The organism is Kitasatospora sp. NPDC043950 (assembly GCF_056435345.1).
In genome coordinates this window covers 14,154-35,237 of the sequence record NZ_JBWKER010000070.1, presented here as the reverse complement: position 1 = coordinate 35,237, position 21,084 = coordinate 14,154, and the positions used below count along the sequence as shown (strand labels likewise).

Sequence of the window (21,084 nt, the reverse complement as noted above, 5' to 3'; positions counted from 1 at the left end):
CCCCCCCCCCCCCCCCCCCCCCCCCCCCCCCCCCCCCCCCCCCCCCCCCCCCCCCCCCCCCCCCCCCCCCCCCCCCCCCCCCCCCCCCGCCGTCGTACGGTCGACGACCGGTCGACCTAGATGAAGCCGTCCAGCTCGCGCAGCAGCGCGGCCTTCGGACGGGCACCGGTGATGGACTTCACCGGCTCGCCGCCCTTGTAGAGGATCAGGGTCGGGATCGAGATGACGCCGTACTGGGCGGCGGTCGCCTGGTTGGCGTCCACGTCCAGCTTGGCGATGGTCAGCTTGTCGCCGTGCTCGGACGCGATCTCGTCCAGGATCGGGGCGACCTGGCGGCACGGGCCGCACCAGGTGGCCCAGAAGTCGACGAGCACGGGCTTGTCGCTGTCCAGGACGTCGGCCTTGAACGTCGCGTCGGTGACGGTGGTGGTGGCGCCGGCCACGGGAACTCCTCGGGTTCGGACGGAGGGGGCTGCTGCCAGGTGAACAACGGGCGGGCCCGTTCTGTTTCGCCCTGGCCGGGGCGGGGGTGTTTCACGTGAAACGGGTGTCACACCCCCGCGGGGGTCGGTCGGTGGCGAGGGGGTCAGACCGCCACGGCGGCGGTGGCCTTGGCCTCCAGGTCGTCCAGGGCGGCGAGGTGGCGCTCGGCGTCCAGCGCGGCGGAGCAGCCGGTGCCGGAGGCCGTGATGGCCTGGCGGTAGGTGTGGTCCACGACGTCGCCGGCGCCGAACACGCCCGGGATGTTGGTCCGGGTCGAGGGCGCCTCGACCTTGAGGTAGCCCTCCGCGTCGAGGTCCAGCTGGCCCTTGAACAGGTCGGTGCGCGGGTCGTGGCCGATCGCGATGAACAGGCCGGTGACGGCCAGCTCGCGGGTCTCGCCGGTGGTGGTGTCGCGCAGGGTGACGCCGCTCAGCTTCGGGTCGCCGTGGATGGCCTCGACCGCGCTGTCCCACTCGAAGCGGATCTTCTCGTCGGCGAAGGCGCGCTCCTGCATCGCCTTGGAGGCGCGCAGGCTGTCCCGGCGGTGGATGATCGTGACGCTCTTGGCGAAGCGGGAGAGGAAGGTCGCCTCCTCCAGGGCGGTGTCGCCGCCGCCGACCACCGCGATGTCCTGGTCGCGGAAGAAGAAGCCGTCGCAGGTGGCGCACCAGGAGACACCGCGACCGGAGAGCTTGTCCTCGTTCGGCAGGCCGAGCTTGCGGTGCTGGGAGCCGGTGGTGACGATCACGGCGCGCGCCCGGTGCACGTTGCCCTCGGAGTCGGTGACGGTCTTGATGTCACCGGTGAGGTCGACCGAGACGATGTCGTCCGGGATCAGCTCGGCACCGAAGCGCTCGGCCTGCGCCCGCATGTTGTCCATCAGCTCGGGGCCCATGATGCCGTCCCGGAAGCCCGGGAAGTTCTCGACCTCGGTGGTGTTCATCAGGGCGCCGCCGGCGGTGACGGCCCCCTCGAACACCAGCGGCTTGAGGGAGGCCCGCGCCGTGTAGAGCGCGGCCGTGTAGCCGGCCGGGCCGGAACCGATGATGATCACGTTACGGACGTCGCTCACTGCATCTCCTGGTTCGCATCGCGACCCGCGCTAGGTGCGGGGAGGGCGGTTCTGCTCCGCCGCCCGGGACAACGACTGACCAGTGTCTCGCATTCCCAGGCGGATCAGTACCAGGCGGCCGCACTGTGGGAGCGGCGCGGCGCCCCGCTCGTCGATCGCATGGGAACGGAGCCCCGATCCCCGGGACCTCCGATCCCCGGGACGTCAACGGGTGGGGACGGTGCGCTGCAGCACGACCGGGCCGCAGCCGGGGGAGCGCAGGTAGACGTCCGCGAACCCGGGCCGGCCGGGCGCAGGGTAGACCAGGACCTCGACCGGGGCGCCCGCGTAGCTGCCGTGGTCGGTGGCCAGCGGCACACCCTCGGCGGGGGCCGGGCAGGACGGCGGGGATGACGGCGGGGATGACGGCGGGGAGGCCTGGGCGGTGAGCTCCTGGCGGCCGTCGGCGGGCATCGCGGCGGAGGGCTTGGCGGGCCCGGTCGGGCGCAGTCCGGGGGCGGTGCCCGACCGGGCCAGCAGCTGCTGGATCTGGGTGGCGAGCTGATCGTCCTGGTAGGTCGGGCCGGCTCCCGCGGCGTGGTCGGCGCGGGAGCTCTGCGCCGTGCCGGGGCTCGCGCCGGTGCCGAGGGAGGCGGAGGCGGGGGCGCCGGCGGACAGGGCCGGGTGCTGGTCGTCCTGGCCGGCCGGGTGCAGCAGCAGGGCTGCGCCGAGGGCGATCGCGGCCAGGGCGGCGGCCGCGCCGAGCAGCAGGCCGGCGCGCCGCCGCCGGGGGCGGGGGCGGGGCCGGCCCGGGCCGGTGGGCGCGGCGGGCCGGGAAGGGGGTGCGGCGGGCGCCGCGGCGGCCCGGGCGGCCGGGGCAGGGGCGGCGGCCCGGGAGGCTGCGAGGGGGGCGTTCTCGGCCTCCTCCGCCGCTGCGGAGGCGGCGGCCGAGGCGAGGGCGGCGTCCAGCCGGGCGGCGACGTCGGCGGGCATCGGCGGGGCTTCGACGGCGCCGAGCAGTGCCTGGACCTCACCGAGTGCGTCGGCGGTCTCGCGGCACTCGGCGCAGCCGTCCAGGTGCCGACGCAGCGTCCGGGCGGCGTCGGCGGACTCGACCAGCCCCTCGGCGAGGTCGGCGAGCTCGTCGACGGAGGGGTGGTCCTCGGCGGGGCCGGCGGGGCCGGGGGAGGAGAGGTGGGCCGTCATCGCGTGCTCGCGTCTCCTTCCAGAACCGTCCGACCGGTGTTCGGGCCTGTCCCTGTGACGGTGCCGGTGCCCGTCGGGTTCCCCGGCGCGTTCCGCCGAGGTGGCGGGGCCGCGCCGGGGGCGTTCGGTGTTTCACGTGAAACATCCGGCCCGCCGCCGCTCTCGCGCAGGTGGCGGACCAGCGGGAGCAGCCGGGCCCGGCCCCGGGCGCAGCGGCTCTTCACCGTGCCCACCGGGACGCCCAGCAGCTCGGCGGCCTCGGCGACGGGGTAGCCCTGCATGTCGACCAGGACCAGCGCGGCCCGCTGCTCGGCGGGCAGCTCGGCGAGCGCGGCGGCCAGCTCGCGCTGCACCTCGGCCCGGACCACCGGGGAGTCGGCCGGTTCCGCGGCGCCGACCAGGGTGTCCAGGCGCCGCGGGTCCTCGTCGAGCGGGGTGGTGCGGCGGGTGGCGCTGCGCCGGGCGCGGTCCAGACAGGCGTTGACCACGATCCGGTGCAGCCAGGTGGTGACCGCCGAGCGGCCCTGGAAGCCGGGGGCGGCGCGGAAGGCGGAGACCAGGGCGTCCTGGAGGGCGTCGGCGGCCTCCTCGCGGTCGCCCAGGGTGCGCAGGGCGACCGCCCAGAGCCGGTCGCGGTGGCGGTTCACCAGGAGGCCGAAGGCGTCCGGGTCGCCGGCGACGTGCCGGGCGAGCAGCGCCGCGTCGTCCTCCGCCACCGTCACCCCTCGCCCCCCTCGCCGTCGTTCCGCAGGCCGGACCTCCGGTCAGCCGGAGACCTTGACCTCGGCGACCTGCCCGCGGAACTTGCCATCCGTATCCTTCGGCAGGCTGGTCAGCCAGATCAAGAGGAAGCGGGTGTTCGTCGGGGCGTTGAGAGCGAAGTCGACGCTGCTGCCGCTCTTCTTCCCCACGGTCGTGAAGGAGGTCAGCGGCGCCTTCTGCGGGTTGTCCGCCGCCTGGCCGTTCGGGATCCGCAGCTCGGCCGTGGTGGTGCCGACGAACTGGACGCTCACCGAGCTGACGGCGTGCGGCGAGCCGAGGTCGATCAGCAGACCGGTGCCCTCCTTGTAGCCGCCCGGGACGAACTGGTCGTCGTAGCCGAAGGTCGGCCAGCTCGTGCTGGGGTCGCCGTCGATGGCCTTGGGGAGGGCCCAGGCGGATTCCGCCGAGTCGCCCTTCGGGTTGTACGAGAGGGCGGCCTTGGGCGCGATCGGCGTCGGATTGTGGGTGCTGGCCTGCGGGGTCGGTGCGTCGCTGGTGGCCGAGGCCCGCGGGGGGGTGCCCGGTCCGGTGTTGCGCAGGTTGTCCACGAACTGCCAGGAGGCGACGCCGATGGCGCCCAGGGCGACCGTCCAGGCCGTCGCCTTGACGACTCGGCGCAGCCGCCGCCGGGTGCGCCGGTTCGAGGTCGGCCGGGACGAGGCGGGCAGCGGGGCGACGGCCGGGTCGGCCACCCGGGTCGGGTTGGGCGCGGTCGGCAGCGCGTGGGTGTTGTGCCGGGGCGGGGCCGGGAAGGCGGGCAGCTCCGGTTCGGGCTGGCGGATCCGGGGCATCTGCGCGATCGCCCGGGTCAGCTCCTCCGGGGTGGTGATCGGCTCGGCGTGGTGCGGCGGGTGGTCGAACAGGGCCCGCGCGGCCAGCTCGGACAGGCCCTTGTGGACGCCCGCGCGGACCTGGTCCGGCGCGGCGTTCTGGAGGCCCTTGGGCAGGCCCTGGAGGTCGTAGCGGTCCTCCGGGTAGGGCCAGCGGTGGGTGAGCGCGGCGAACAGCAGGGCGCCGATCGCGCGGGTGTCGGTGCGCTCGGAGCCGTCGGTGCCGTCCTCGTCGGGCAGCCCGCGCAGGGCGGCGTCCACCGCGATGCCGTTGATCCGGTACTGGCCGCTGTCGGTGCGCAGCACGCAGCGCGGGGTGAGCCGCAGGTGGGCCTGGCCGCGCCGGTGGGCGGCGGCGACCGCGTCGGTCACCTGGCGGACCATCTGGTACGCCTCGTGCGGCTCCATCGGGCCGTCGGCGAGCAGCTTGGCGAGGTCGGAGGCGTGCGGCAGCCACTCCCGCACGACGTAGACCAGCTCGCCCTCCTGGACGGCGTCCAGGACCTGGACGAAGCGCGGGTCGCCGAGCAGGGCGGCGGACTTCGCGGCGGCGAGCACCTTGCGGGCGCGCTGGTGGCCGGAGGCCATCAGGTGGACGCCGACGGCCCGGCGCAGCTTCTCGTCGACCGCGCGCCAGCTGCTGAAGGTCTCGGTCTGGGAGATGCACTCCTCCAGCCGGTACCGGTGGCCGATCATGTCGCCGCTGTGCCGCAGCGGGGCGGGGAGGGTGCGGGGCAGGGTGGCGGTGTCGCGCGGGTCGACGGTGGGCTGCGGGTCGGTGGGGCGGCGCTTGGCGGCCGCGGGCTCCGGGGCGGCGGGCTTGCGCCGGGCGGTGCCCGCGGCCAGCTCGGCGGCGATCTCGTGGGCCGAGAGCGGAGCGGTGATCTCCGAGGTCTCCTCGCCGTGGGGGGTGTCCTGGCCGGCGTCGGAGGCGTCGGTGCCCGCGTCGGCGGCCACCGGGGTGTCCGGGGCGGCGCCCCGGTCCTCGGGCGCGTCCTCGGACGGGTCCTTGGAGGAGGTGTCGGCGGCGCCCGCCGGGGCGGCCTTCCCCGCCGTGAGCTCGTCGATCGCCGCGGCCAGTGCGGCCTCGTCCGCCGCCGCGTCAGCTGCTGACGTGTCGACGACCGCCTTGGTGCCATCAGCCACCGTGGTCCTGCCTCCCCTTGTGTCGCCCCGGCTTGAGAGAGTCGCTGGAGCCCGCGGGTTGGCGGCCACGTGCTCCAGGACAATTGTGCCCACTCTTCTCCACCGAGTACGACCGCTGAGGGGCGCGCTCGGTTGCGTGCTGGTGGAGAGATGTGGTGCAGATCCGACACCGGGCCGCCATCTCGCGGCCCGGGCGGAGCCGGGCGCGGGCGGCGGCCCGGCACCCGGCCGGACGGGCGGAGGAGCCGGTGGCTCCCGTTGACACCCGGTCAGGGCGCCCGCTCGTCCGGTCGGTCGGTGTGGTGGATCAGCGGCCCAGCCGGCCGCGCACCATGCCGAGCATGGCGTTGAGCTCCTCGATCCGCAGGCGCTTCGCGATCAGCACGAACACGGCCAGCTGGAGGCCGCCGCCCGCGACGAGGGACAGCACGCTGCCCATCCAGCCGTCGAGCACCTGCTGGACCGCCAGGCTGACGCCGAGGCCGACCAGCGCGGACGGCACGCCGGCGGTGGCCAGCCGGCTGTACGTCTTGCCGATCCGCTTGCTGTCCAGCCCGCCGATCTTCTTCTTCAGCTTCGGCAGTGCGACCGCCACCCCGACGGCGTAGGCCAGACCATAGCCGAAGGACATCCCGATCACGGCCCACTGGGCGGGCAGCGTGAACCAGCAGAGCACCGAGAACCCGGCCTGGCAGACCGCGACCCAGACGGTGTTGGAGAACGGCGTCCGGGTGTCCTCGTAGGCGTAGAAGCCGCGCAGCATCACGTACTGGGCCGAGTACGGGATCAGCCCGAGCGCGAAGGCCGACAGCATCAGGCCGACGTTGGTGGCGTTGTCCAGGGCCCGGTCACCGCCGCCGATCCCGTAGATCGAGCGGGCGATCACCGGGCCGAGCGACAGGAACAGGAAGGCGCCCGGGACGACCGCCACCGCGGTGGTGCGCAGCCCGTACGACAGGTCGTCGCGGACGGCGCCGGCGTCCTCGTCGGCCGCCGCCCGGGAGAGCCGGGGGAGCACCGCGCTCATGATCGAGACGGTGATCACGGCCTGCGGGAGCTGCCAGATCAGCAGGGCGTTGGAGAACGCCGCGAGGCCGACGCCCTCGTGGCCGCCCTTCTCGGCGGCGCTGCCGGCGGCGGTGGCCAGCTGGGTGATGACCAGGTAGCCGGCCTGGTTGGCGAGCACGAAGAAGAAGGTCCACTTGGCCAGCCGGGCGGCCTTGCCCAGGCCGTGGCCGCGCCAGTCGAAGCGCGGCCGGTAGCGGAAGCCGGCCGACCGCAGGTACGGGATCATCGCCAGCGACTGGACGACCAGGCCGAGCAGGGTGCCGAGGCCGAGCAGCCGGACGCCCTCGGGCGAGATGCCCTCGGGGGTCACCTGAGTGCCGCTGTAGCCGCCGAACACCCAGATGTAGGCGCCGAAGGTGAAGATCACCACGATGTTGTTGAGGACCGGGGTCCACATCATGGCGCCGAACCGGCCGCGGGCGTTGAGGATCTGCCCCATCACCACGTGGACGCCCATGAAGAAGATGGTCGGCAGGCAGTACCGGGCCAGCGCGACCGTGGTCTCGGCGCGGTCCGCGTTCTCCATCATCGAGTGCGAGATCAGCTGCACCAGCAGCGGTGCCCCGAGCACCGCGAGGAACACCACGCCACCGAGCCCGACCATCACCAGGGTGAGCAGCCGGCTGGCGTACGCGGTGCCGCCGTCCTCGTCGTTCTTCATGCTGCGCACCAGCTGCGGCACGAAGACGGCGTTCAGCGCGCCGCCGCCGATCAGGATGTACAGCAGGGTCGGCAGGGTGTACGCGGCGTTGTACGAGTCGCCCATGACGGCGACGCCGATGGCCGCGGTGATCACCATGGTCCGGACGAAGCCGGTGCCGCGGGAGACCAGCGTGCCCGCTGCCATGATCGCGCTGGAGTTCAGCAGGCTCGCGACCTTGCCGCCGCCGGCCGCCGGGGCGGGCTCGGCCGCGGGCGCCAGCTGTGCGGCGCGCTCCTCGGCGACGAGGTCCGTCAGCGGCTCCACCGCTGGCGGCACCGCCACGGCGGCCACCTGCATGGTGGCCTCGTCCTCGGAGAGCGGCGGGTCGAACTCGATCGGGGGGACGAAGGGGCGGTGCCCGTCCGGGCCGGCGTACTGCTGCTGCCCCTGGTAGCCGCCCATCGGAGGGTACGGCGCGGGGGCGACCGGCGGCACGGCGGCGGCGGGGGGCGGGGGCGCGACCGGCGGTGCCGCCGGGTGCGCCGGGGCGGGCGGGGGCACCGGCGGCTGGGCCGCGGCCTGCGCCTGGTGGCCGCCGAACAGCGCGTCCACCCCGACGTACTCGGTGGTCTCGCTGTCCCAGGTCGAGTGCGCCGGGCCCGGCTCCCACTGCGGCCGGGGCTGCTCAGGGCCACCCCACTGGCCGCCGCCGGCCGGAGCCGGGGCCTCCTGCCAGGCGGCCTGCACCGGGGTGTCCCAGCCGGGCTGCACGGGCGGCACCGGGGTGTCCCAGCCGGGCTGCACGGGCGGCACCGGGGCCGCGAACGGCGTCGGCGCCGAGTACTGCGCCGGCGGCACCGGCGTCGGGTAGCCGCCGCCCTGCGGCGGCAGCTGCGGCGGCACGTCGTACGCGGTGGCCGGCGGCTGAGGCGCCGCGGGCCGGTCGGCCCGCAGACCGTACGGGTCCTGGCCGGCCTGCGGGTTCCCGTACGCGTCGGCCGCGTACGGGTCCTGGGCGTAGGTGTCGGCCACGTACCAGTCGCCGGACGGCGACTCGGCGCCCGGCCGGTTCTCACCGCGGCCCGGCGGCCGCTCCTCGCTGCGCCCGGTCATGTCACCTCTTCGCTGTCGTGGGGGAGGCCGGCCCGGCGTTGCGGGGGGTCGGCGGTATCAAGGACCAACCTTCTCATCACTGGCGGTCCGATCCCGGCCATCCGCGTTGCTGCCGCGCGGTGTCTGCGCGGGGCCGGCCTCGGCGGATCCGCCGTCGGAGCCGTCTTCGGGGCCGTTCCCGGCGGGTTCGCCGGCACCGCCCCCGGCCTCGCCGTCGGGCTTCTCCCCGCTCGCGTCCCCGCCCGCGTCCTGCGCCCCGTCCCGGGCCCCGTCCGCCGCCGGGGCCGGTGCGCCGCCCGCCGCCGGGCCGTCGACCGGCTGGTCGCCGTCGGCGTGCGGCTGCCCGGCCCGCCGCTTGCGCTGGCGCACGAAGCGCAGCGCGGCCAGCAGCAGCAGGGCGGCGGCGGCCGCGAAGACGTACAGCACGCCGTTGGTCACCGAGGTGACCTCCACCGTGAACTGCTGCGGTTCGCCGTACTTCTGCGGGTTGGGGCCGGTGGTCCAGAGCTGGGCGGTCATGGTGACCGGGCCGTTGTTGCGCGCCTCGGCCTGGAACCGGAGGGTGGCGCTCTGGGCGGCGGGGATGACCAGTTCCTCCTCCTTGCCCACCCGCAGCCGGTTCGGCTGGGTCGAGGTGAGCACCAGCTTGAGGTTGGTGACGGTCTGGGTGAGGTCGTTGCGGACGCTGACCGGCACCAGGCCGGTGTCGCCGGCGAGGGTGACCACGTTCTTCTTCGTCACCCGGACGGCCCCGGTCAGTTCGTCCAGGTACTTGGCGACGTCCTCGCGGTAGGTGCTGCCGACCGCCGTGTTGGTGCGCCACTCGGTGGACAGCGAGCGGACCATCGCGGCGCTGAACGGGCCGCGCACCCGCTGCGGCAGGGTGAGCACCCGCATCAGCGTGTCCAGGTTCTGCTGGATCTCGTCGGTGCTGCTCAGCTCGGCCGCGGACAGCTCCGAGGCGCGGGCCTGGGCCGGGTAGTCGGCGGCCGCCGGGACGGTGGTGTTGGCCTTCGGGTCGGGCGCGGCCTGGGCCAGGGCGTCCAGCTTGACCGGGGCGAGCCACTTGTTGTCGGAGGCCGTCTGCAGGGCGTCCGCCAGCACCTTGGCGGTGCTCGCGGTCAGGTCGCGCGGCGGCATCACCAGCAGGCCGCGCTGGTTCTGCGGCTGCTCGTGGGTGATCGTGTAGGTCTCGGCGAGGAAGCGCTGGTTCGCCCTGGACTGCGCCTGCGGGGAGGCGAGGTCGGTCTGGAACAGCGAGGAGACGGTCTCGTCGGCGACCACCGCGTTCTGCCCGTTGCCGATCGGGCGCACCGCGGTCGGGGTGTAGTTCATCGCGTCCGGCTCCGGCATGCTCGCGCCGTTGACCAGGACCAGGCCGTTGCCGGCCTGCTGGGCGACGCCGGCGATCTGCTGGTCCAGGTAGCCCTGGTACGGCCAGGCCACGTCCGAGCGGGTGTCGACGGACAGCCGGCCCTCGACGGTGAGCCGGCCGGCGGTGGCCGCCTTGCCCAGGGCGGTGCCCATCCCGGTCAGGTCGGCGCCGTTGTGCGCGATCGAGGCGAGGTCCGGGTCGGCGTAGGGCAGCGACACCACCTGGCCGCCCGGCTTGGCGACGGCGGTCCGCAGCTTGTCCAGCCAGGCCGCGGCGGCGGCCTGGCCGGTGCCGGGGACGGTGTTGTCGTCCTTGGCCGGCTTGCCGACGACGTCCTGGCCCGGCTTCTGCACCCGGTACTGCTTGGTCATCGCGAACGCGGTGTCCAGCAGGTCCGGGTCGACCACCCAGGTCAGCCCGGTCATCTTGGCCCCGGTGTCCACCAGCTCGTACAGCCGGCCTCCCGGGGAGAACTCGGCGGTCAGGCTGTCGTCGCGCAGGACGGGGACGGGCTGGTCGTTGTCGGAGTAGGTCTGCGCGGCCAGCACCGGCGCGTGCACCAGCGGCCAGAGCGTGGTGACCTTGCTGGGCTGCGCCTCGGCGCCGCCCGGGTTGTACGGCAGGAAGGTCCGGGCGATGCCCAGTGGCCGGTCGCGCTGGTTGTCGGCGGTCGAGCCCCAGGCGTCCACCGCGAGCTCGTAGACGCCGCTGTCGGACAGTCCGAGGTCGCTCACCGAGACGCTCAGGGTGTAGGGCTGGTTCTGGCCCGGGCCCAGCTCCGGCAGGGCGTACTGCGGGCTGTCCAGCTCCACGCCGTCGGAGTTGCTCGGGCCGCTGCGGGTGGTCACCAGGGACAGGTCGCTGCGCCGCTGCAGCGGCTTGCTGGACAGCGGCTTGCGGACGGCCGCATGGGCGTTCTTGACCGCCGCCTTGCCGGTGTTGGTGACGTGCCCGGTGATCTTCACGATGCCGTTCGGGCTGGCCACCTGCGGTGCCACCGTCTCGATGGTCAACTCCACCGGGTACTCGGCCGAGACGCCGTTGTCGGCGGTCGGCCGGATGCCGCCCCCGGCGGGTAGCGCCGCGGCCGGGGCGACCGCCGAGAACAGGGCCAGGGCGGCCCCGCAGACGGCGGCGAGGCGGCGGGCCGCCCGCCCCGCGCGCCGCCCCGTACCGTGCCCTTCGACGGGGCGTTCGGTCCTTCCGGGCCGTCGGTCCGCCCCCAGGCCCGAGTGCCGTGCCGGCTCACTCACTCGTTCCGCCCTCGCCGTTCTCGATCGCTCGCTGCTGATGCTGTTCGCTTGACGTTCTTCGCTTGACGCTGTTCGCCGCGCTGGTGCCGCGGGAGCTCCGCCGTCCACGGCGGCACGCGACACCGCATCCCCTGTCCGGTGCCCGAGACTCGTCCACCGGCATGGTAACGATGCAGCCCGTGGTGCAGTGTTGCGGGCCTTGGGGTGAGACGCCCAAAACGCGCGGGCGGTTGACCTGCCGGGCCACGTACTCTTGTGAGCCGTGTCCACTGCCAATGAGTCCACCGCGCACCTCGACCGTTCCAGCACCGCCGTCCAGGCCGTCCCAGGCCTGAGCGAGGCCCAGACCCTGGGGCTGCAAGAGCTGCTGCGGGTGTCGCCGGTGGCCGACGAGATCGCCCGTCGGTTCGAGGCGGCCGGCCACCGGCTGGCCCTGGTCGGCGGCTCGGTGCGGGACGCCCTGCTCGGCAGGCTCGGCAACGACCTGGACTTCACCACCGACGCCCGCCCGCAGCAGGTGCTCAGGCTGGTCAAGGGCTGGGCGGACGCGGTCTGGGACGTCGGCATCGCGTTCGGCACGGTCGGCGCCCGCAAGGACACCCCCGAGGGCTCCTTCCTGATCGAGATCACCACCTACCGCTCCGAGGCGTACGACCGGACCTCCCGCAAGCCCGAGGTCACCTACGGCGACACCATCGAGCAGGACCTGGTCCGCCGGGACTTCACCGTCAACGCGATGGCCGTCGACCTGCCCGGCCGCGGCTTCATCGACCCGCACCACGGCCTGGAGGACCTGGAGGCCCGGGTGCTGCGCACCCCCGCGACCCCCGAGGAGTCCTTCTCCGACGACCCGCTGCGGATGATGCGCGCCGCCCGCTTCGCCGCCCAGCTCGACTTCGAGCCGGCCCCCGAGGTCGTCGCCGCGATGACCGCGATGGCCGAGCGGATCACCATCGTGTCCGCCGAACGCGTCCAGGCCGAGCTGAACAAGCTGCTGCTGGCCAAGCACCCGGTGAAGGGCCTGCGGCTGCTGGTCGACACCGGCCTGGCCGACCACGTGCTGCCCGAGCTGCCCGCACTGCGGCTGGAGCGGGACGAGCACCACCGGCACAAGGACGTCTACGAGCACTCGCTGACCGTCCTGGAACAGGCCGTCGACCTGGAGCAGGACGGCCCGGACCTCACCCTGCGGCTGGCCGCGCTGCTGCACGACATCGGCAAGCCGCGCACCCGCCGCTTCGAGTCGGACGGCCGGGTCTCCTTCCACCACCACGAGGTGGTCGGCGCCAAGATGACCCGCAAGCGGATGCGCGAGCTCAAGTACTCCAAGGAGCTCACCGAGGACGTCTCGCACCTGGTCGAACTGCACCTGCGCTTCCACGGCTACGGCGGCGGCGAGTGGACGGACTCCGCGGTGCGCCGCTACGTCACCGACGCCGGACCGCTGCTGGAGCGCCTGCACAAGCTCACCCGCTCCGACTGCACCACCCGCAACCGCAAGAAGGCGGCGGCGCTGTCGCGCACCTACGACGGCCTGGAGCAGCGGATCACCGAGCTGAAGGCCCAGGAGGAGCTGGACGCCGTCCGCCCGGCGCTGGACGGCAACCAGATCATGGAGCTGCTCGGGCTCAAGCCCGGCCCGCAGGTCGGCAAGGCGTACAAGCACATGCTCGAACTCCGGCTGGAGCACGGCCCGCTGGAGCACGACGAGGCGGTGGCCGCGCTGCGGGCCTGGTGGGCCGAGCAGCAGGGCTGAGCGACGCTGCGAGGGGTGGTCCCGGCGTCGGCCGGGACCACCCCTCGGGCGTGCCGGGTCAGCCGTGGAGGCTCTGCAGGCAGAGCACGTAGTTGAGGGCCGGCAGGTTGGAGTAGGTGCGGGTGTAGGTGCTGTCCGACTTCGGCTGCTTCTCGCAGACCTTCTCATCGGACGTGGCCAGGTACTTGAAGACCACCTTGTACTGGGCGCGGGAGTCGCCGCAGGGCAGCATGGTGATCTTCGGGTTGGCGTCGTGGGTCGCGCCGGTGCCGTTCTCGTTGCGCAGGCAGTCGCCGGGGTTGGCCCGGTCGATGCTGTCGGCCGCGGTGCTGGGGGCGGTCGGCGGCGGCAGCGTGATGGTGGGCACCGGCGGCATGCTGAACGTCGGCGAGGGGAACGGCCGCGGCGCGTGGGTCGGCAGCGGTGGCGCCGAGAAGGTGGTCACCGGGGGCACCGCCACCGTCGGTACCGCGATCGGCGCGGCCGGGCTGTCGTCCTTCGGGCCGAGCACCCCGGTGGCGGCCAGGACGAGCGTGACGACCACCGAGAGCGGCAGCAGCAGCATCAGCGCGTGCGGACGCCGGCCCAGCGGGACGCCGGGGTCGAGCTGGGGGCCGTGGCTGCCCGGGACGGGCGGCGGCAGCCGCTTGACCTTGCCGTTGGCGGCGAGGTTCAGCAGCAGGGTGATCGGCGCCAGCAGCACCGACGCCGGGCTCCACCAGCCCTGGACCAGGGTGCGGGCGGACAGGTCGCGCACCGTCGCCGTTCCGCAGGTGCGGCAGAACGGGCCCGGCATCCGCAGCATCCGGTAGGCCAGGACCAGGCCCTGGTGGCCGCGGACGGTGGCGTCCACGGCCGGAAAGCCGCCGCAGAAGCGGCAGGCGGGACCGTCCTGCGGCGCCGGCGGCGGGTATCCGTACCCGTAGCCGGGCGCGGGCTGCGGGGGGTAGCCGTACGGCTGGTCGGGCGGTGGCGGGGCGGCCGGGTAGCCGTAGCCGGGCGGCGGGCCGGGCGGCGGTGGCGGGGTCGGCCGGCCGTAGGGGTTTCCGGTGGCGTAGGGGTTGCCGTCGTCGGGCGACGGGGCACCGTACGGCAGCTGGGGCGGCGGAACGGACAAGAGATCCCCCGGGGATGCGGTGGTGGTGGAGAGGTCAGACCTTCCCCGGCAGCGGGGCGCCGGCCGGGGTCATCGGGCCGAGGCAGAGCACGTACCGCTTCTTGTTCCAGCGGCGTCCGCTCTTGCCCGAGACGGCGCTGGTGGTCTGCGGTGTCTGCCGGCAGCGGTTCACGTCGGTGGTGTCGCCGAACGTCGAAAGGACCCGGTAATTCGCTTTGGTGTCAGTGCACTTGACGATCTCGACATCGCGCGTGCCGCTCACCCGGACGCAGTCGCCGGGCTTGGCGCTGCTGACGCTCGGCCCGCTGACGAAGTAGCCGACGGCCAGCGCGAGGCAGCCGCCGACCACGCCGACGATCCGCAGCTTCGCCTTGACGCCGCGCTTCGCGGCGGGCGCCGCGTCGGCCGGGGCGGGCGGCGGGTAGCCGTACGGGCCGACGGGCGGCTGCTGGCCGTACGGCGGTTGGGTGCCGTAGCCGGGCGGCTGCTGGCCGTAGGCCGGGGGCGGTCCGAAGCCGGGCGGTGCGGGCTGGGGCGGTCCGGGTTGCGGCGGTCCGAAGCCGGGCGGTGCGGGTTGGGGCTGCGACGGGATGTACGGCACCTGCCCGTACGGCGGGGCCGGCTGCGGGGGCGGCCCGTACGGCGGAGGTGGCCCGTACGGGCCGGGCGGTGTGCTCATCAGTTCGTCCCCCGAGGCCGAGTGCTGTCGCTCCGACAGGTCTGACGTACCTTAGCGACTCGGTCGGACGCCCCCGTCCCGAGGGGCCGAGGGCCTTCAGGAGGCCTGGTCGCCGGGGAGCGGCCCGTACCGCCGGGCGGAGCGCAGGTAGAGGAGCGCCGAGAGCCCGTACACCGCGGCGACCCCGACGACCACCACGACCGAGCGGCCGGAGAGCGGCAGCACCAGCGCCGTGACCAGGGCGGCGGTCACGAAGGCGACGTTGAACAGCACGTCGTAGATCGCGAAGACCCGGCCGCGGTACTCGTCCTCGACCGACTCCTGGACCACGGTGTCGGCGCAGATCTTGGTGCCCTGGGTGACCACCCCGAGCAGCAGCGCCGCGAGCAGGCAGGGCAGCAGGGTGAAGCTCAGGCCGAGCGCCGGGACGAAGAGCACCGGGGCCGCCAGGCAGACCGTCATCCAGCCGGCCAGGCCGAGCCGCCGGGTGCACCAGGGGCTGATCACCGCGGCGACGAAGAACCCGGCGGCGGACAGGCCGACCGCCTGGCCGAGCGTGACCAGTCCGGCCGCGCTGTCGGCCGGGTCGTTGAAGGTGTACCGGGCGAGCATCACCACGACCACGATCAGCACGCCGTAGCAGAACCGGGCCGCGGTGACGGCGGCCAGCGCGTGCACGGCGGGCCGGCAGTCCCGCACCAAGTGGCGTACGGCGGCGCCGAGTTCGACGGCGGCCCGGACCAGCGCCTGGCCGAGCGCCGGGCGGTCGCCGTGCTTCTCCGGGCCGAGCAGGTCGCGGTCCATCCGGCGGGCGGCCAGTGCGGCCGACAGGTAGAGCAGCGCGGCCACCGTGACCAGCGCGGCGTCGGCCTTCGGCCCGGGGGTCATCACCTGGTGCAGCAGGAAGCCGACCCCTCCGCCGGAGGCGGCGGCGACCGTGCCCAGCGTGGGGGAGAGCGCGTTGGCGGTGACCAGCTGGTCCTGCTCGACCACCCGGGGCAGCGCGGCGGACAGGCCGGCCAGGATGAACCGGTTGAGCGCGGTGACCAGCAGCGCCGAGGCGAAGAACAGCCAGGTCGGCGCCTCCGCCAGGAGCAGGGCGCCGGTGCCCAGGCCGAGCCCGAAGCGGGCCAGGTTGCCGTAGTAGAGCACCTGGCGGCGGCGCCAGCGGTCCAGCAGCACCCCGGCGAACGGGCCGATCACCGAGAACGGCAGCAGCATCACGGCGAGCACCGAGGCGATGTCGGCGGGGGAGGACTGCTTCTCCGGGGAGAACACGACGTAGGCGGCGAGCGAGACCTGGAAGACGCCGTCCGAGAGCTGGGAGAGCACCCGGGCGGTCAGCAGCCGCCGGAAGTCCCGGCCGCGGAGCAGACCGAAAAGCGTGGCACGGTGTGCGGACTGGTGGGTGCTGCCGTTCTCGGTGATCGCCACCCGCCCAGAGTGCCATGGAACCGGCCGCCGTTTCACGTGAAACATTCGCCGAGAAACGGTGAAGGGCCCACGATCCGATGATCGTGGGCCCTTCGGCGCGGCCGGCGGCGGTCACCCGCCGCCGGCTCCGGCGCTCGACCTCAGCGCTCGACCTCGCCGCGGATGAACTTCTCGACGTTCTCCTTGGCCTCGTCGTCGAAGTACTGCACCGGCGGGGACTTCATGAAGTACGAGGAGGCCGACAGGATCGGGCCGCCGATGCCGCGGTCCTTGGCGATCTTCGCGGCGCGCACGGCGTCGATGATGACACCGGCGGAGTTCGGGGAGTCCCAGACCTCGAGCTTGTACTCCAGGTTCAGCGGGACGTTGCCGAACGCGCGGCCCTCCAGGCGGACGTACGCCCACTTGCGGTCGTCCAGCCAGGCCACGTAGTCCGACGGGCCGATGTGGACGTTGTTGGCGCCCAGCTCGCGGTCGCGGATCTGCGAGGTGACGGCCTGGGTCTTGGAGATCTTCTTGGACTCCAGGCGCTCGCGCTCGAGCATGTTCTTGAAGTCCATGTTGCCGCCGACGTTCAGCTGCATGGTGCGCTCGAGGATGACACCGCGGTCCTCGAACAGCTTGGCCATCACGCGGTGCGTGATGGTGGCGCCGACCTGGGACTTGATGTCGTCACCGACGATCGGCACGCCGGCCTCGGTGAACTTGTCCGCCCACTCCTTGGTGCCCGCGATGAACACCGGCAGGGCGTTCACGAAGGCGACCTTGGCGTCGATGGCGCACTGGGCGTAGAACTTGGCGGCGGCCTCGGAACCGACGGGCAGGTAGCAGACCAGGACGTCGACCTGCTGGTCCTTGAGGACCTGGACGACGTCGACCGGGGTCTCGTCGGACTCCTCGATGGTCTCCCGGTAGTACTTGCCCAGGCCGTCGAGGGTGTGGCCGCGCTGGACGGTGACGCCGGTCGGCGGCACGTCGCAGATCTTGATGGTGTTGTTCTCGCTGCTGCCGATGGCGTCGGCCAGGTCGAAGCCGACCTTCTTGGCGTCGACGTCGAACGCGGCGACGAACTCCACGTCGCGGACGTGGTACTCACCGAACTGGACGTGCATCAGCCCGGGGACCTTGCCGGCCGGGTCGGCGTCCTTGTAGTACTCGACACCCTGCACCAGCGACGCGGCGCAGTTGCCCACGCCCACGATGGCTACGCGAACCGAACCCATTCCGGTTGCTCCCTGTGATCTCATGAGGGCCGCCGGGGTCGACGGCACTCGTCCTGCTTCTTCGATGACTGCTTGTACGGGCGCGAGGCGCCCACTCCTGCCGCGCGGCACAGGGCTGACGCGGTGTCAGCGCTCCTGGGCGGAGCGCCCCGGGCGGTCGTACGGTGGCCCGGGCGGGTCCTGGGACCCTTCCTCCTGGCCACGGCCGTCCGAAGTCTTGTGGGGTACGGCGGTGGTGTTGCCGCCGGTGGCGGGCCCGGTCCGGCCGGTGCGGTTGGCCCGCTCGGTCTCGATCAGCTCGTTGAGCCACCGGACCTCGCGCTCCACCGACTCCAGTCCGTGCCGCTGCAGCTCGACGGTGTAGTCGTCGAACCGCTCGCGGGCCCGGGCCAACGAGTTGCGCATCTTCTCCAGTCGCTCCTCCAGCCGGCTGCGGCGCCCTTCCAGGACGCGCATCCGCACGGCCCGGTCGGTCTGGCCGAAGAACGCGAAGTGGACGCCGAAGTGCTCGTCCTCCCAGGCGTCGGGCCCGGAGTCGGCGAGCAGTTCCTCGAAGCGCTGCTTGCCTTCGGGGGAGAGCCGGTAGACGGTCTTGGACCGCTTGCCGTTGAGCGCGGTGGCCGGGACGTACTCGACGTCCGGGTTGTCCTCGACCAGGAAACCCTGGGCGACCAGGCTCTTCAGGCACGGGTAGAGCGTTCCGTACGAGAACGCCCGCAACGTTCCGAGCAGGACGTTGAGCCGCTTGCGCAGCTCGTAGCCGTGCATCGGGGCGTCGTGGAGCAGACCGAGAACGGCGAACTCCAGCACTCCTGAGCGCCTGCCCATTGCCGTCGTCCTCCTTCCTCTCGGCCGTCGTCCGGCCGCTGCATCGGGCGGTATGCCGCGTCGATGTATCGGCTCGATATATCGAGAACAGTAAACCGGGCCCTCGGAACGGGCAAGGGGGGCACGCGTGAAGGTGATCACAAGCCGACGCGCAGGAGTGATTGGCAACGGGCGTGTAATGATCTGCTGCCGTTTTGCGGTCATTGGGGACTGATGCCCGATTAGTTGGGATTCCCGGCTGCGTACGCTGTCGCGTGTGCACGAGGACCACCTCCGGGGTTAGGGCGGTTGGCGGGCATCGGACGTGAACCCTGCCTTCAGGCTGGAACCGCCTGGCGAGGAGTGGCTGCAACATGAGTGAACGACGGCGAAGGACGCCCAGCCCGGGCGGTGACGGGCAGCAGCCCCCGGGTGGTGGTGGCCGTCAGGGCGGACCCGGCCGGGACGAGGTGAGCTCGGACGGCATCGGCCGCCGGCGCCCCCCGGGCGAACGGGAGACCGCTCAGCAGCCCCGGATGGGCCGCGCCGAGATGCGCAAGGCCGCCCAGAAGGGCGGCAAGGGCGGCCGGCGCGGTGCTGCCGCCGCCTCCGCGTCCGCGGCCGCCGCCGCAGGCCCCGGCAAGAAGCGGTTCATCGACTACCCGCGGTTCGGCAAGACCGGCGTCCGGCGCTGGCTGCCGTCCTGGCGGCAGTGGCTGAGCGGCTTCCTGATCTTCTTCGCCACCTGCGTGGGCGGGGTGTTCTACCTCTACCAGACCACTGAGATCCCGCAGCTCAAGGATCTGATGAAGGACCAGAACACGATCTACTACTGGGCCGACGGCTCGGAGATGACCCGCAAGGGTGAGACCAACCGTCAGATCGTCGAGCTCTCCGACATCAGCCCCAACCTGCAGAACGCCGTGATCGCGGCGGAGAACCAGACCTTCCGCGAGGACAGCGGCATCGACCCCAAGGGCATGCTCCGCGCCGTCTACAACATGGCCAAGGGCGGCGAGACCCAGGGCGCCTCGACGATCACCCAGCAGTACGTGAAGAACGCGTACCTCAGCCAGGAGCAGACCCTCAGCCGCAAGCTGAAGGAGTTCTTCATCACGCTGAAGATCAATCAGAAGATGCAGAAACCGGACATCCTCAAGGGGTACCTGAACACCAGCTGGTTCGGTCGAGGCTCGAACGGCGCCCAGGCCGCGGCGCAGGCCTACTACGGGGTCGACGCCAAGGACCTCGACCTCTGTCAGAGCGCCATGCTGGCCGGCCTGTTGAAGGGCGCGTCGTACTACGACCCCAGCAACCCGGCCAACAAGGAGCGGGCCCAGGGGCGGTGGGCCTGGATCCTCGAGAACATGGTGAAGACCAAGGCCATCACCCCGGAGGAGCGGGCGAAGTGCGCCACCTTCCCCGACCCGATCCCGCAGAAGCCCAGCTCCAACATGAACGGTGAGGTCAGCTACCTGGTCGACACCGCCAACAAGTACCTGATGGCCACCGACAAGACGATCACCCAGCAGATGATCGACAAGGGCGGTCTGAAGGTCTACACCACCTTCGAGAAGGACAAGGTCGACGCCCTGAAGAAGGCCGTCGACGACGTCAAGGGCGAGAACCTCAACGCCCAGAAGCGCCCCAACAACGACACCTTCATCCAGTTCGGCTCCGCCAGCATCCGCCCCGGCGACGGCGCGATCGTCGCCCTCTACGGCGGCGACGGCGTGGAGAACGGCCACTTCGACAACAACGCCGACGCCATCGGCGTCCAGGTCGGCTCGACCTTCAAGCCCTTCGTGCTGGCGACCGCCATGCAGATCGGCGTCCAGACGGCCACCGACGACAAGGGCAAGCCGAAGCGGATCAACGCCGACAGCCGCTACCTGTCCGACGACATGTCCGAGATCCGCAAGCCGGACGGCTCGCTGGTGATCGGCGACGACGGCAAGCCCTACCGGCAGAAGAACGAGGACTCCGGCAAGCGCGGTTACGTCTCGCTGCGGGCGGCCATGCAGAACTCGTTCAACGTGCCCTTCGTCCAGCTCAACCAGGACGTCGGCGGTCAGAACGTGGCCAACATCGCCGAGCAGATGGGCGTCAGGAAGGAGAGCTTCGCCGACCCGAAGACCCCGACCTTCGCCCTCGGCACCTCCACCATCAGCCCGATCCGGATGGCCACCGCCTACGGCACCCTGGCGGCCAGCGGCAAGGAGGCCGAGCCCTACTCGGTCACCAAGGTCGAGGTGAACGGCATCGAGCGCCCGGGCTTCGGCAAGAAGGACCCCCGGGTCGCCCTGGAGCCGGCCGTCGCGGACAACGTCACCGACGTGCTGGTGAACGTGGTGAAGAACGGTACCGGTTTCAAGGCCAAGGAGCTGGGCCGCCCGGTGGCCGGCAAGACCGGTACCACCGACCAGAACAAGTCGGCCTGGTGGGTCGGCTACACCCCGCAGCTGGTGACCAGCGTCGCGATGTGGCGCGAGGACCCGAGCAAGCACGAGCGGCTGTCGCTCAACGGCACCGGCGGCAAGGAGTCCATCCACGGTGGTGACATCCCGACCGACGTCTTCACCCGGTACATGAAGGCCGCGCTGGCCAACGAGAAGAAGATGGACTTCCCGACCCCGCAGCCGGTCGGCACCGAGGTGGACTCCTCCGGCGCCCCGGTCTCGCCGAGCATGACGCCCACGCCGACGACGAGCGACACCCCGTCGGCCCCGCCCGCGACCCAGCCGGCCAACAACCAGCCGCCGCCGACCAACAACAACCAGCCGCAGCCGCCCGTGTCCAGCCAGGGCCCGGGCTGTGTCCCGGGCGTGGACTGCCCGGGCACGCAGCCGAGCCAGACGTCGACGCACAAGACGACCAACCCCGGTCCGACGAGCAGCTGCGGCCTCCTCGGCTGCAGCACGCCCCCGCCCACGGCGCCGCCGACGGACCCCCCGCCGACGACCACCAAGCCGAGCGGCAGGCCGTCGACACCGTCCTCGACCGGCAACGGGCTGTTGCCCTGACCACCACCCGCTGAGCGGATGAACCGAACGGCGGTGGGGGGGGGGGGGGGGGGGGGGGGGGGCGGACCGTTCTCTCGTGCTTTTTTTCTCCCTGGGGGGCGGGGTAGGCGGAAGG

The 21,084-nt window shown here is 72.8% G+C and carries 14 protein-coding genes; 2 read left to right on the top strand and 12 right to left on the bottom strand.

Translation table 11 applies throughout. The annotated features are described in order from the left end of the window. Window positions 1-116: 116 nt before the first annotated feature. The 7 genes from trxA to AC07BF_RS33340 form a co-directional block, all read right to left on the bottom strand. Window positions 117-443 carry a thioredoxin gene (gene trxA / locus AC07BF_RS33370; RefSeq protein ID WP_363579871.1) on the bottom strand — a complete coding sequence of 109 codons (327 nt, stop codon included), beginning with the start codon at window positions 441-443 and terminating at the stop codon, window positions 117-119. 143 nt (window positions 444-586) lie between these two features. After that, window positions 587-1,555, bottom strand: a complete 969-nt coding sequence (gene trxB, locus AC07BF_RS33365; RefSeq protein WP_363579870.1) for a thioredoxin-disulfide reductase — start codon at window positions 1,553-1,555, stop codon at window positions 587-589. 204 nt (window positions 1,556-1,759) lie between these two features. Beyond that, entirely contained in the window at window positions 1,760-2,740 is a 981-nt protein-coding gene (locus tag AC07BF_RS33360; RefSeq protein WP_478334335.1) for a hypothetical protein, read from the bottom strand. Beyond that, complete coding sequence (gene sigM, locus AC07BF_RS33355) at window positions 2,737-3,456, bottom strand: RNA polymerase sigma factor SigM (RefSeq protein ID WP_400804292.1); 720 nt, start codon at window positions 3,454-3,456, stop codon at window positions 2,737-2,739. The genes AC07BF_RS33360 and sigM overlap by 4 nt, the downstream gene beginning before the upstream one ends. Before the next feature lie 48 nt (window positions 3,457-3,504). Further along, a complete protein-coding gene (locus AC07BF_RS33350; RefSeq protein WP_363579867.1) occupies window positions 3,505-5,478 on the bottom strand; it encodes a protein kinase family protein in 1,974 nt (657 codons plus the stop codon). Window positions 5,479-5,785: 307 nt separating this feature from the next. Continuing rightward, window positions 5,786-8,302 (bottom strand): murein biosynthesis integral membrane protein MurJ, encoded by a 2,517-nt coding sequence (murJ, locus tag AC07BF_RS33345; protein WP_478334334.1) that lies wholly within the window; start codon window positions 8,300-8,302, stop codon window positions 5,786-5,788. 57 nt (window positions 8,303-8,359) lie between these two features. Next, window positions 8,360-10,930: a DUF6049 family protein gene (locus tag AC07BF_RS33340; RefSeq protein WP_478334333.1), complete on the bottom strand. Its 2,571-nt coding sequence runs from the start codon at window positions 10,928-10,930 to the stop codon at window positions 8,360-8,362. Between the two features lie 355 nt (window positions 10,931-11,285). On the opposite strand from AC07BF_RS33340, the gene AC07BF_RS33335 reads away from it, so the two are divergent. Beyond that, window positions 11,286-12,686, top strand: a complete 1,401-nt coding sequence (locus AC07BF_RS33335) for a CCA tRNA nucleotidyltransferase (protein WP_400327508.1) — start codon at window positions 11,286-11,288, stop codon at window positions 12,684-12,686. A 58-nt stretch (window positions 12,687-12,744) separates the two neighbouring features. Here AC07BF_RS33335 and AC07BF_RS33330 read toward each other — a convergent pair whose 3' ends face one another. From AC07BF_RS33330 to AC07BF_RS33310, 5 genes are all read right to left on the bottom strand, one after another. Continuing rightward, window positions 12,745-13,803 carry an LppU/SCO3897 family protein gene (locus AC07BF_RS33330; protein ID WP_478334332.1) on the bottom strand — a complete coding sequence of 353 codons (1,059 nt, stop codon included), beginning with the start codon at window positions 13,801-13,803 and terminating at the stop codon, window positions 12,745-12,747. Window positions 13,804-13,837: 34 nt separating this feature from the next. Then, window positions 13,838-14,482, bottom strand: coding sequence for an LppU/SCO3897 family protein (locus AC07BF_RS33325; protein ID WP_363579863.1), 645 nt, complete (start codon window positions 14,480-14,482; stop codon window positions 13,838-13,840). 96 nt (window positions 14,483-14,578) lie between these two features. Continuing rightward, a complete protein-coding gene (locus tag AC07BF_RS33320) occupies window positions 14,579-15,916 on the bottom strand; it encodes an MFS transporter (protein WP_363579862.1) in 1,338 nt (445 codons plus the stop codon). A 140-nt stretch (window positions 15,917-16,056) separates the two neighbouring features. Next, a complete protein-coding gene (locus AC07BF_RS33315; RefSeq protein ID WP_363579861.1) occupies window positions 16,057-17,139 on the bottom strand; it encodes an inositol-3-phosphate synthase in 1,083 nt (360 codons plus the stop codon). A gap of 126 nt (window positions 17,140-17,265) precedes the next feature. Continuing rightward, window positions 17,266-17,967 (bottom strand): PadR family transcriptional regulator, encoded by a 702-nt coding sequence (locus tag AC07BF_RS33310; RefSeq protein WP_063348480.1) that lies wholly within the window; start codon window positions 17,965-17,967, stop codon window positions 17,266-17,268. A 353-nt stretch (window positions 17,968-18,320) separates the two neighbouring features. Between AC07BF_RS33310 and AC07BF_RS33305 the strand changes: the two genes are divergently transcribed. Beyond that, window positions 18,321-20,969, top strand: a complete 2,649-nt coding sequence (locus AC07BF_RS33305; protein WP_363579860.1) for a transglycosylase domain-containing protein — start codon at window positions 18,321-18,323, stop codon at window positions 20,967-20,969. Window positions 20,970-21,084 lie beyond the last annotated feature (115 nt).

Coding starts and splice junctions, on each gene's coding strand:
- AC07BF_RS33325 (WP_363579863.1), bottom strand. CDS start 14,482: ATGAGCACACCGCCCGGCCCGTACGGGCCACCTCCGCCGTACGGGCCG.
- AC07BF_RS33360 (WP_478334335.1), bottom strand. CDS start 2,740: ATGACGGCCCACCTCTCCTCCCCCGGCCCCGCCGGCCCCGCCGAGGAC.
- AC07BF_RS33310 (WP_063348480.1), bottom strand. CDS start 17,967: ATGGGCAGGCGCTCAGGAGTGCTGGAGTTCGCCGTTCTCGGTCTGCTC.
- murJ (WP_478334334.1), bottom strand. CDS start 8,302: ATGACCGGGCGCAGCGAGGAGCGGCCGCCGGGCCGCGGTGAGAACCGG.
- AC07BF_RS33305 (WP_363579860.1), top strand. CDS start 18,321: ATGAGTGAACGACGGCGAAGGACGCCCAGCCCGGGCGGTGACGGGCAG.
- AC07BF_RS33315 (WP_363579861.1), bottom strand. CDS start 17,139: ATGGGTTCGGTTCGCGTAGCCATCGTGGGCGTGGGCAACTGCGCCGCG.